This is a genomic window from Chryseobacterium sp. NG-CE01, from assembly GCF_055695505.1.
Genome location: NZ_CM146369.1, coordinates 3,335,153 through 3,347,440, shown reverse-complemented (window position 1 = coordinate 3,347,440; position 12,288 = coordinate 3,335,153). Strand labels below are relative to the sequence as shown.

At 39.2% G+C, this 12,288-nt stretch carries 11 protein-coding genes; 7 read left to right on the top strand and 4 right to left on the bottom strand.

The genetic code is table 11. The features are described from left to right. Nucleotide 1: 1 nt before the first annotated feature. Entirely contained in the window at nucleotides 2–1,501 is a 1,500-nt protein-coding gene (locus tag ACYT6F_RS15580; protein WP_472598546.1) for a PAS domain-containing sensor histidine kinase, read from the bottom strand. Between the two features lie 237 nt (nucleotides 1,502–1,738). Here ACYT6F_RS15580 and ACYT6F_RS15575 point away from each other — a divergent pair, with 237 nt between their 5' ends. The 3 genes from ACYT6F_RS15575 to ACYT6F_RS15565 all read left to right on the top strand — a co-directional run bounded on the left by ACYT6F_RS15575 (nucleotide 1,739) and on the right by ACYT6F_RS15565 (nucleotide 5,024). Beyond that, nucleotides 1,739–2,503: a Rossmann-fold NAD(P)-binding domain-containing protein gene (locus tag ACYT6F_RS15575; protein ID WP_472598545.1), complete on the top strand. Its 765-nt coding sequence runs from the start codon at nucleotides 1,739–1,741 to the stop codon at nucleotides 2,501–2,503. A 139-nt stretch (nucleotides 2,504–2,642) separates the two neighbouring features. Then, nucleotides 2,643–2,804, top strand: coding sequence for a hypothetical protein (locus ACYT6F_RS15570; protein ID WP_169230391.1), 162 nt, complete (start codon nucleotides 2,643–2,645; stop codon nucleotides 2,802–2,804). Nucleotides 2,805–2,984: 180 nt separating this feature from the next. Continuing rightward, entirely contained in the window at nucleotides 2,985–5,024 is a 2,040-nt protein-coding gene (locus tag ACYT6F_RS15565) for a PAS domain-containing sensor histidine kinase (protein WP_472598544.1), read from the top strand. 20 nt (nucleotides 5,025–5,044) lie between these two features. Here ACYT6F_RS15565 and ACYT6F_RS15560 read toward each other — a convergent pair whose 3' ends face one another. Next, a complete protein-coding gene (locus tag ACYT6F_RS15560) occupies nucleotides 5,045–5,551 on the bottom strand; it encodes a hypothetical protein (RefSeq protein WP_472598543.1) in 507 nt (168 codons plus the stop codon). Between the two features lie 191 nt (nucleotides 5,552–5,742). Between ACYT6F_RS15560 and ACYT6F_RS15555 the strand changes: the two genes are divergently transcribed. After that, entirely contained in the window at nucleotides 5,743–7,893 is a 2,151-nt protein-coding gene (locus ACYT6F_RS15555; RefSeq protein ID WP_472598542.1) for a glycoside hydrolase family 97 protein, read from the top strand. A gap of 87 nt (nucleotides 7,894–7,980) precedes the next feature. On the opposite strand, the gene ACYT6F_RS15550 is transcribed toward ACYT6F_RS15555, so the two are convergent. Next, nucleotides 7,981–8,301, bottom strand: a complete 321-nt coding sequence (locus tag ACYT6F_RS15550; protein ID WP_472598541.1) for a hypothetical protein — start codon at nucleotides 8,299–8,301, stop codon at nucleotides 7,981–7,983. A 34-nt stretch (nucleotides 8,302–8,335) separates the two neighbouring features. Then, nucleotides 8,336–9,340: an SDR family oxidoreductase gene (locus ACYT6F_RS15545; RefSeq protein ID WP_472598540.1), complete on the bottom strand. Its 1,005-nt coding sequence runs from the start codon at nucleotides 9,338–9,340 to the stop codon at nucleotides 8,336–8,338. A 219-nt stretch (nucleotides 9,341–9,559) separates the two neighbouring features. Here ACYT6F_RS15545 and egtD point away from each other — a divergent pair, with 219 nt between their 5' ends. The 3 genes from egtD to ACYT6F_RS15530 are packed head-to-tail and all read left to right on the top strand — an operon-like array spanning nucleotide 9,560 to nucleotide 12,226. After that, the gene (egtD, locus tag ACYT6F_RS15540; RefSeq protein WP_472598539.1) at nucleotides 9,560–10,552 is read left to right on the top strand and encodes an L-histidine N(alpha)-methyltransferase; all 993 of its coding nucleotides are present in this window, start codon (nucleotides 9,560–9,562) and stop codon (nucleotides 10,550–10,552) included. Between the two features lie 11 nt (nucleotides 10,553–10,563). Beyond that, a complete protein-coding gene (gene egtB, locus ACYT6F_RS15535; protein WP_472598538.1) occupies nucleotides 10,564–11,736 on the top strand; it encodes an ergothioneine biosynthesis protein EgtB in 1,173 nt (390 codons plus the stop codon). Nucleotides 11,737–11,740: 4 nt separating this feature from the next. Further along, nucleotides 11,741–12,226 carry a DUF4385 domain-containing protein gene (locus ACYT6F_RS15530; protein WP_472598537.1) on the top strand — a complete coding sequence of 162 codons (486 nt, stop codon included), beginning with the start codon at nucleotides 11,741–11,743 and terminating at the stop codon, nucleotides 12,224–12,226. Nucleotides 12,227–12,288: the final 62 nt, after the last annotated feature.

Below are 12,288 nucleotides of genomic sequence, written 5' to 3'. Positions count from 1 at the left end.
TTCAGTGATTTTTCATTATGGGTAATGTAAAACTAAATGTTGATCCTTCCCCGATTTCGCTTTCTACCCAAAGCGTACCGTTGTGGTTGGCGATTATTTCATGAGAGATGTAAAGACCGATTCCCAGCCCCGGAAACTTCTTCTGGATTTCCCGTGCTCTGAAAAAGCGGTCAAAGATTTTGGCTTTGTCCTGAGGATTGATTCCCATTCCGTAATCCTTCACGGAAACTTTCACGAAATTTCCGACCCTGTTGATATAAACATCTACTTTATCGGAACCCGGAGAATACTTTATAGCGTTTGAAATAAGGTTATTGATGACCTGTGAAATCTGCAGTTCATCTCCCAGGATCATGGCGCCCGTAGAGCCAGTTAACGAAATTTTATGATTCGGGGCAGATACCGAGAGGTTTTCAACCGTATCAAGAATGGTTTTGTCGATATCAAAAGGATCGAGATGCAGCTCTATATTTCCTGACTGTATCTTGGAAGTATCCAGGAGATCAGAAATAAGAATGTTCAGCCGGTCTACATATACCGATACTTTATCAAGAGTGGTATTGAACTTTTCCGGTGAGTTTTCAGGAATCATCCGCTGCAGCAACTGTACCAGACCTTTTATTGTTGTAAGAGGCGTTTTCAGTTCGTGGCTTGCAATAGAAAGAAAATCATCCTTCCTGCGGTCGATTTCTTTTTTCTCGGTAATATCCTCAATTGCAATTAATATCCTGTCTTTGTATTGGCCCTCAAATTCGATACGGTAGGCATTTACAAGCATTACTTTCTTACCGATGTACGGGAAATCATGCTCCACTTCATAGTCAATTACAGGGTTATTGGTAGGTAAGATCTTCATCAGAAGCTCTCTCAGGGTTTCAATGTCCCACTGATGATTCCCAAGTTCGAAAAGTATTTTCCCTACGGTGTCTTCTTCCGTAACTTTAAATGAATTTAAAAAATGAGTGTTAGCGCTCAATACCTTATAGTCGGCGTCCAGTACCAGTAAACTCTCTCTGACGGTTTGAATAATACTTGAAAGAAATGCTTCATTATCAACAAGCTCTTTCGTTCTTTCCTTTATTTTTCTTTCAACTGAAGACTTTTCTTCCCTAAGCTCATGCTCTGCCTTTTTGCGCTCTGTAATATCATTCTGAACTCCGATGAAATGTGTTATTTTTCCGTCTCCGTTTTTTACGGGAGAGATAAAAAGTTCATTCCAGAAAAGGTTCCCGTTCTTTTTATAATTTCTTATTTCCAGTTTGCAGTCTTTTCCTTCTCTGATGGAGTCTTTGATCAGGTCTCTTTCAGGCTGACTTCTGTCCTGGCCCTGAAGGAACCGGCAGTTGTGTCCGATAATCTCGTTGTGAGAATATCCGCTCATGTTTTCAAAGGCTTTGTTGCAATAGACAATAGGGTTGTCCGGTTGGGTATTATCTGTGATGATAATCCCGCAGTTGGCAGAATTCAGTGCCTGTATATAAAGGTCAATGTTGTTATTCATCGGATTAAAGCGGTTTTGTCAAGTTTCCAAACTTAAACTTTCATTGATATGCAAATATGAGAAAAAGCATTTTCTTTTGCAAATTTGCATCAACACTAAAAACCACACGCAAATTATATGCCTTGAATTTATTTTTTTACTAATTTTTAAAAATAACAGCAATTTTTAAACTTATTTATATTCAGCTGCTTTGTCTGAAACTCATGGTATTTATGGATTAAATCTTTAAATTGCCGAATGAAAAAAATCGGTTTAATCGGATACGGGTGGCTCGGATCAAGAATTTACAATGACCTTTCGCGTAACTCAGAAATATTCGCGACAACAACGTCATTAGAGAAGCTTGAAGATATGCGTTCTCAGGGAATTCATGCGGAGCTGGCCGTTTTTAACGAAAGTGAAAAAGAATTTCCTGATCCATGGAATATCGTTCCTGATCTGGATGTTATTATTATTACTGTTCCTTTTTCGGAAAAAAGAACTTCACAGGAAATATTAGAAAAAAGGCTTTCGAAGTTATTTTCATTTATAGGAAATTATGAAAAACAGATTTTTTTTATGAGCACCACGAGTGTTTATCCTGATGAACCCGGGATTTTTCGGGAAGAAATGATGCCTTCAGAAAGTATTTTTGTTGAAAATAAGGTTAAAAAAGCATTTCCTCAGATCAATATCCTTAGATTGGGCGGATTAATGGGAGATTCACGGCTGCTGAAGAATTTTAAGATGACAGATGTTTCCGGAATTGTTAATCATATACATTATAAGGATATTGCAGCAGTCATCATAACAATGATTGAAAAGAGAATTAACGGAAAAGTATATAATGTCGTGGCGCCTCTTCATCCCTCCAAACAGGAAGTAATTGCTGCCCAAAATAATTTCAATATTGAAGTTCCTTACGAGAACAATAATCAGAGAATCATTTCTTCTGATAAGCTGATTTCCGAACTTGATTTTAGCTTCACCTATCCTGATCCGAAAAAATTTCATCTTACATAAATCATTTACGTTGCTGTAATTTCATTTATATTAAAAATATTTTAGTGTTTTGATAAAAATTGGTCTGCTTTATGCTTAGACATAATAAGCTGCTTAAAAAGCTTACACTTTACACCAAATCACCTTAAAATATTAAATTATGAAAGAATTTACACAATGGGAAAATTCCCCGTCGCTGAACAGAGAGATTGAACGTCAGAAAGCACTTAAAGTTTTGGAAAAAGCGAAAATGATCAAAAGAAAAGTCATTTTCCTTCCTAAAGGAGCTACAGGAAGTACAAAAATCAATGATTTTTTTTAATGAATATATTCAAAACGCTTTTCAGACATACTTCAGTAATCAATACAAATCAGCCATAGCAGTTTTCTGTTATGGTTATTTATTTACGGGATGCTCCACTGTCGGAACAATTTAATGGATGAGACTATACGGAATAAAACCTAGTATTTAGTTATGTATATTTAAACATTTTTAGTGATTATGAATTCTCCGGAACAAATCGAGGCAGAAAAATTACTGTCTGTACTTTTTTACTCTCCCAATGCTACTGCTGTATACAAAGGTGATGACATCAGGATTATAAGTGCCAACCAGGCAATGTTGAGTTTTTGGGGAAAAGACAGAAATATTATCGGTAAAGATTTTCGCTCTGTTCTTCCGGAACTGGATGATCAGCCTTTCTTCTCTATTTTAAAAAATGTATGGGATTCCGGGCAAACTTTCACGGCAAAAAATTATCCTGCCGTACTCCTTACCGAAAACGGTCCGCAGAAATTTTATTTTGACTTTGAATATAAAGCAATGCTTGATGGAGAGGGGAGAACGGAATACATTCTTCACACCGCATCTGAGGTTACGGAAAGACAGAATGCTGTGCATCTTGTTGAAGAAAAATCAAAATCCGAGCAAAAGCTTATTGATGATCTTTCAGCACTGAATGAAGAATATCTTACCACCAATGAAGATCTTGTGTCAAAGCATGAAGAGCTTTTTACAGCTAATACCGAATTACTGAAAACAAGAAAAGAACTCATTACAGCCAATCATAGGCTCAGCGAAAATGAAAAGCGCTTTAAAACCTTGGTTGAAAAGTCGCCGGTTGCAATGGCTTCATTACGCGGTGAACACTTTGAAGTAGATATTGTGAATGATATGGTACTTCAGATCTGGAACAAAGACCGGTCTGTCATAGGGAAACCTTTAGCAGAAGCGATGCCGGAGCTGAAAGGGCAGGTATTCATTGATATTCTCTCCAAAGTGTACCGAACAGGGCAACCGTATTACGGTAAAGAAATAAAAGCGCTCATCCATAATGGAGAAGATATGAAGGAACATTATCTTAATTTCGCTTATCAGCCCATTGTTGACGAAAATAACAACAGTACGTCCATCCTTATCGTTGCAAGTGATGTTACCGAGCAGGTGCATGCAAGGGAATCGGTAATGGAATTCAAAAACAGGCTTGAAATCGCCATGGATGCCAGCAGACTGGGTTCAACAGAAGTGCATCTGGCTACCGGCGCTATGGAAAGCACCCCGCAATTTAAATACAATTACGGATATGCCGCAGATGAAGAATTCAATTATTCTGATCTTTATAATGCTATTCTTCCCGAATACCGGGAGCAGATAAAAGGTCTTGTAAGCGAAGCCATCCGTACGAACGGAATTTATAAAGCCGAATATCCCGTGAAATGGAAAGACGGATCCATCCATTGGATACAGGCGCATGGCCGCCCGAGATATGATAAAGGCGGTGTTGCCGACAGAATGGTAGGCATGACGACCGAAATTACCGATAAAAAACTGGCAGAACAGCGTAAAGATGATTTTCTAAGTGTTGCCAGCCACGAACTTAAAACTCCTCTTACAGCAGTAAAAGCTTCCATACAGTTGCTCAACCGTATTAAGGATAAATCGTTTTCGCAAACCCACATCAGGCTGATTGAACAATCAGATAAAGGAATTGAGAAAATGTGTATGCTGATCGACGATTTGCTGAATATGAGCAGGCTGGGACAAGATCAGCTCATGCTGGAATATAACCATTTCAATCTGCATGAAATGCTGAGTAAAAGCTGCAATCATGTTAGGCTTGAAGATAAATACCAGCTTATCCTGAAAGGCAATGAAACGCTTGAAGTTCATGCCGACGAGCACAGAATTGAGCAGGTCGTGGTAAACCTTGTTAATAATGCAGTGAAATATGCAAAAGATTCTAAAGAAATCCATATCCATACAGAATCATATGACGATCATATAAAAATTTCCGTACAGGATTTCGGAGAGGGAATATCAGAGTCTGTCATTCCTCATCTTTTTGACCGGTATTACCGTGCAGATCACTTTGGAGCATCATATTCCGGTCTTGGGCTTGGGCTGTATATCTGCTCGGAAATCATCAGAAAACATTCCGGAAAGATCGGTGTGAACAGCAAAATCGGAGAGGGCAATACATTCTGGTTTACCATTCCGAAAAAAAACCAGCGCGAGACGATGGCACTGGCCGGGGCAATCTGAATGCAATAAATCTGCTGATATTACTGTAAACTTCTGACATTAACATTAGGACTTTCTCCTTCCGGTACAATAAAGATAGCATCTTCATTTACAGAATCTCCACTGTCAAGGTAATATCCTGCAACAACCGGGATGACAAAGCTTTGGTACTTGCCGTCTTTTGTGTAAGCCCAGTAGGTAACATTTACATTTTGAGGTTTAAGCTTAAGATCAAGTTTTTTTGAAGTCAGTTTGGCTCCCGTAGCATTGATGCAGTTTAATTCTGCTAATGTCGTATTGGAAACAATCTGTGGAGCGCTGTTTAATCGTATATTGTAATTTTTCTGGCTGTTGTTTACCAGTTTTGCAGATACTTTGTAACGGTCGAATTCTTTACCGCCTACAGTGATCGACTCTTTATTGAGAATATTAAAAGTAACAGAAAGACCGTTAACATCTATTGTTGAACCGTCCGTTATTTTCTGCGCACTTGCAAAAGAAAAAGAAGCAAAAACAATGAAAACAGAAGAGTAAATTAATTTTTTCATATAATTGAGATTAAAGGTTAATTTATTGAGTTTATTAATTTAAAAGTAATTAAAAAATACACATATACCACATTTTTTTTACTCATTTTATTGATCTGAAAAAATCTCAGTGTGATGATTATTGATTTATGAGCGAAAACATTGTCCTTCGCTAAAACTTTCTTTACCTTTATAAACACCAAATTACTGATATGAAAAAATATACCATTGGAGCATTATTGTTCTCGATGCTTGTTAATTTTAACGCCCAATCATTACAATCTCCCGACGGAAAGTTTGAGATGAACTTCCAGCTGAAGCAGGGAATTCCCTATTACAATCTGAGGTATAACGGAAATGTAGTGGTAGAAGACTCTAAATTGGGACTGAGATTGTTTAAAGACACTTCTGTAAAGTTCGCTTCCGAAATTGCCAAACCCGAAGATGCCAAGTTTGACCTGAACAATGGTTTTACAAAAGCAGATGAAAAAAGAGATTCTAAAAATGAAATCTGGCAGCCTGTTTTAGGAGAGAAAAAAAATTACATCAATCAATATAATGAATTGTCGGTAACCCTGCACCAGGATGCTACTGATAGAAATATCGTGGTTAAGTTCAGGTTGTTCAATGACGGATTGGGCTTCCGGTATGAGTTTCCACAGCAGAAAAACCTTAACTATTTTGTCATCCGTGAAGAAGATTCTGAAATTGATTTTCCGACGGATATGAAAGCATGGTGGATTGTCGCTGATTATGACTCCCAGGAATACCAGCCGCAGACAACAAAAATCTCTGAAATTTCCGGCCGATGGGATCAGGCATTTGATAAACATTCTTCCCAGACTTTAATTAAAAATGCGGTTCAGTCACCTTTAATGCTCAAGAAAGAAGGTAAAGATCCTCTGTACGTAAATGTTGGGGAAGCAGCAGTATTAAATTATCCGGCATCTCATCTCGAAGTGGATCCGGTTAATTTTAAATTTAAAACACATTTAACTCCCGACAAGCAGGGTGCCAAAGGATACATCCAGACCTCTTCCGTTTCCCCATGGAGAACCATTATTGTCTCTCCAAAAGCTGAGGAAGTTTTAGCATCTAAAATGATGTTTAACCTTAATGAACCTACAAAATATACCGATACCTCATACATTCATCCTACAAAATACATGGGCGTCTGGTGGGAAATGATCATCGGAAAGTCACAGTGGGCATACTCAACGGCTAATAATGTTCATATCGGAGAAACTGATTTTTCTAAATTAACCCCTAACGGAAAACATGCCGCTAACAATACGAAAGTAAAAGAATACATTGATTTTGCTGCGGCCAACGGTTTCGGAGGGCTTCTCATTGAAGGATGGAACATCGGATGGGAAGACTGGATCGGTCACAACAAAGAATTTGTTTTTGATTTCATCACTCCTTATCCTGATTTTGATATCAAAATACTGAATGAATATGCGCATTCTAAAGGAATAAAATTAGTAATGCACCACGAGACCTCAGCATCTGCAACCAATTATGAAAGATGGGCCGATCAGGCATTTCAACTAATGAACAAATATGGTTACGATTCTGTAAAAACGGGATATGTAGGAGATATGGTTCCGAGAGGCGAGCATCATTATTCCCAATGGACGATCAATCATTATTACCGGATTGCAGAAAAAGCCAATGAATACAAAATTATGGTAAATTCCCATGAATCCGTAAGACCGGGAGGAGAGAGCAGAACCTATCCGAACTGGATCTCTGCAGAAGCTGCAAGGGGAACCGAGCATGAAGCTTTTCAGGGGAATAATCCGGATCACCAGACCATTCTTCCATTCACAAGATGGATGGGAGGGTCTATGGATTATACTCCGGGAATTTTTCAGACTAAACTGGATTATTATTTCCCGGGAGACAATCGTTTTGTAAAAACAACACTGGTAAAACAGCTCGCTTTGTATGTGGTGATGTACATGCCGCTTCAGATGGCTGCGGATTTACCGGAGAACTATCAGAAACATATGGATGCTTTCCAGTTTATTAAAGATGTGGCTGCGGACTGGGATGATACGAAGATTTTATCGGCAGAGCCGGGAGATTATATCATTACGGCCAGAAAAGCAAAAGGTACAGAAAACTGGTTTGTAGGAGGAATCACCGACGAAAACAAACGGGAATACACGGTAGATTTTTCATTCTTAGATAAAGGCAGAAAATACGAAGCCACGATTTACGAAGATGGAAAAGAAGCAGATTATATCAATAATCCGCAGAGCTACAATATCTACAAAAAGCAAATTACCGGCAAATCCAAAATTAATTTTAAAATGGCACGGAGCGGTGGTTTTGCCATTTCAATAAAACCGTTGTAGCATATACAATAAACTTTGACAAAGTGTTAATTTCTGATCTCAACAAAAAAAACTCCGGTTAATTCAATTAACCGGAGCTTTTAAATTTTAATGGTGTCTTACACCTTTCTGATGATAATTAATATCCTTATTTACTGCTTCATAGTTTTTGGGCAGATTGTCGGCGTGCTGATCAAATGAATGATTTCCTGAAGCATTCTGTTCCATTGCGGGAGTTTCAAAATGAATCTCTTTGCCGTTTTTATAAAGCTTATTGTCGAAAGTCCTGTAGATTTTATTCTCTTCATAGGTATTTCCGTCGGGAGCCGTAAAAGTTTTTGCTTTCCCGTTCTTTTTTCTGTTCAATCCCCAGGCAACTACTGTACCTGCTCCGATAAGCGCTAAGGCGATTTTTATTTTACTGTTCATGATATGATGATTTTAAATTTTAAATATATTGTGCTTATGGCTGACCGCTTCCTCCCGCAGCACCATAAATCTGGCCTGTAGAAAAGCTTGCATCATTGGCAGCGAGCTGTACAAAGATTGAGGCGAGTTCTGCCGGCTGTCCCGGTCTTCCTAACGGGGTATCTGCTCCGAATTTTACAAGATTTTCCTGTGTCTGGCCACCGCTTACCTCAAGCGCTGTCCATACCGGGCCCGGTGCAACACCGTTTACCCGTATTCCTTTCGGACCGAGTTGCTTAGCCAGCGATTTTACATAACTTGTTGTTGCGGCTTTCGTCTGTGCATAATCATACAGATTTTCAGAAGGATCATAAGCCTGAACCGACGATAATCCGATAATAGAGGAACCTGGTTTTAAATGCGGCAGTGCAGCTTTAGTGATCCAGAAAGGTGCGTATATATTGGTTTTCATGGTTCTTTCGAATGCTTCAGTGCTGATGTCAAGAATAGATTCATGCGTTTTCTGATGCCCTGCATTATTCACAAGGATATCAAGTCCGCCAAGTTGCTGTACCGCTTGTGAAACAAGATTTTTACAAAAAGATTCATCCCGGATATCGCCCGGGATTGCCACAGCTTTACGTCCGGCTTTCTCAATCAGTTCAATAACTTCTGCCGCATCCGATTCTTCTTCCGGTAAATAATTAATGGCAACATCTGCTCCTTCTCGTGCATAAGCAATGGCTGCAGCACGGCCAATTCCGGAGTCACCGCCTGTAATAAGCGCTTTTCTTCCCATCAGCCTTCCGGATCCTACGTAGCTTTTTTCTCCGTGATCAGGAACAGGATCCATTTTACTGGCTAATCCTGGAAAAGGCTGTGACTGGCTTTTAAAAGGAGGCCTCGGATACTTCGTTGTGGGATCTGTGAGATCCGGAGCGGTAGAATTCCGGGGTTTCTGGTTTTGAGATTGTGCCAATACTCCCGGCGAAACGGCAGCAACTGCAACAGTAGCCGCTATCTTACCAAGCGCATTTCTTCTTGTGATTGATTTTTCCATAATATAATATTTGTGGTGTGGTATGGCTGTGGAAGCCAGGTAACCAATGTATAGCAATGAATATTCCAAGCTTTAAAAACTTTTGTTTTTTAACAGGAATTGAGATTTATATTTTTATGATTATCTTATAATTACATCATTTTTAATGAAATATTTTATTAAATTTATATCATGGCGGCAAGATAGTTGCTCAATTTTACAACCCAAATGACAACTCATATGAACCTTCAATTAACCAAAGAATCAAAAGAAAAAAGTGAAAAAAATAATTCGGATCATTTTCTGAATGATGTTCTTACAGGTCTTCACAGCAATCCCAAACATTTATCCTCAAAATATTTTTACGATAAAACAGGCGATGAGCTGTTTCAGAAGATTATGGCGATGCCAGAATATTATCTTACACGCTGTGAACTTGATATTTTTAAAAATAAAACTGCCGAACTTGCACAGGGAATAAAAGCAGATCAGGAACCATTCGATCTGATTGAGCTTGGAGCAGGAGATGCACTGAAATCGACGTACCTGCTGAAATATCTTAGCGAAAAAGGAAGTGACTTTACCTATATGCCGATCGATATATCAGGGAATATTCTTTCCGTACTGGAAAATAATCTGAAAAAACAGCTTCCCGACATCAATATTACCACCCTCGAAGGAGAGTATTTCCAGATGCTGAAAAAAGCAATGAAGCTCTCATCAAAAAGAAAAGTAATTTTGTTTTTAGGCGGAAACATCGGAAACATGACCAGAAAAGAGGCCGGGAAATTCTGTGCTGCTTTGCATCAGCTTCTCAACAGGGAAGATATCGTGCTGATTGGTTTTGACCTAAAGAAAAATCCTTACACTGTTCTCAACGCATACAGCGACCAATCGGGAATTACCGCTGCGTTTAATCTTAATCTCTTGTCAAGAATCAATCGGGAGCTCGGAGGTAATTTTAATATTGAGCAGTTTCAGCATTACGAATCCTATGACCCGGTTACGGGGGCCTGCAGAAGTTTTTTGATAAGCCTTAAAGATCAGCAGTTGAAAATTGCGGGTGAAATTATTGATTTCGCTGAAAATGAGGTTATTGATATGGAAGTCTCGCAAAAATTTTCAACATCAGATATAGAAGATCTTGCCGAAAAATCAGGCTTTTCCATAGCAGGAGCGATCAGTGATTCCAAAGATTGGTTTGTAGACAGCATCTGGAAGGTAAATAAATAAAAACAAATAATATGGAAATCAATACCCATTCAAAATCCCTCGTAAAAAAGTTTCGGGATGTAAGAGCACGTTCCGAAGAAATTTGCAGGCCTCTGGAAATTGAAGATTATGTAGTGCAGCCCATCGTAGATGTGAGTCCGCCAAAGTGGCATCTGGGCCACACAACATGGTTTTTCGAAACCTTTATTTTGGTCCCGAATTTTCCATCGTATGAAGTTTTTGATCCCCAGTATAATTTTGTATTTAACAGTTATTACGAGACCATTGGTGCAAGAGTGATCCGTACCGACCGAGGAAACCTGAGCAGGCCTTCCGTTGCGGATGTCTATCGCTACAGGAAATATGTAGATGAAAAAATGACTGAATTTCTGGACAGCCATTACATGAAAGACGCAATTGCACCGCTTCTGGAATTAGGTTTAAATCACGAACAGCAGCATCAGGAGCTTTTAATTACGGATATCAAATACATATTGGGCCACAATCCGCTGTTTCCTGCTTATAAAAAAGACGGTATGCAGGCTGAAAAAACGGTTAAAGAGAAAAGAATGCTTCGCTTTTCTGAAGGGATCTACGAAATAGGTTTCGACGGACCCGGCTTTTGCTTTGATAATGAGATGACAAAACATAAAGTGTACCTGAATGATTTTGCAATTTCCAGTCAGCTCGTAACCAACGGAGAATATCTGGAATTCATGGAAGCAGGAGGTTACTCGGATTTCAGATACTGGCATGCGGACGGCTGGAGCTGGGTAAAGGAAAACAATGCGCTTTCTCCTTTGTATTGGCACAAAATAGACGGAACGTGGATGTATTATAGTTTAGGCGGACTTCAGGAAGTTGATCTTAATGAAGAGCTTTGTCATGTTAATTTTTATGAAGCTTCCGCATATGCTGCCTGGAAAGCAATGCGCCTTCCCACGGAGCAGGAATGGGAAGCAGCCTCCTCAGCGTTCTCATGGGGAAAGCGCTGGGAATGGACCAACAGTGCCTATCTTCCGTATCCGGGTTTTAAAAAAGAACCGGGAGCCGTAGGAGAATATAACGGTAAATTCATGGTCAACCAGATGGTTTTGCGCGGAGCATCTGTAGCTACACCGCCCGGACACAGCAGAAATACCTACCGGAATTTTTTCCAGCCGGATCTGAAATGGCAGTTTACGGGAATAAGGCTTGCAAAATAAAATAATGAAAAACCAGAAACCATCTTATCTTAATTTTGACTCTGACAGTTACTTCTGGAAACCGGATATTGACTACAGAAAACAACCTGAAAAATACCGTGTAGGAAAAGGAGAACAGGGTGTGCTGATCTGTGAGCCTTATAAATCTGAAATAGGAAAATACTGGCGCTTTAAAAATGCTGATATTGCGAAAGAAAGTTCGGAAAAAATCTTTCAGCTATTTAAAGAATATCTCACTAAAGATGATTTCGTGGGAGCCGACATGGCCCGGAAATACCTCCAGATGGGATTCACCAGGGCACGGCGGTATTTCAACTATAAAAGCGGCCGGAAATATGATGCAGACAACAATTATAAAAATTTAGAGCGCGGAACCGGAGACCCCGAAAAAGAAAAATCAGCAGCTATTTTTTTCAATAAATGGAAAGAAGCTGAAGCAGATGGCCAGTATGCACAAATGAAAAAAGACTGGAAAGAGAATTTTGGGTAATAAAATAGAATGTACCAATGTAACAGTATAACAGCGTACCAATGACTGATTGTTTTACGAAT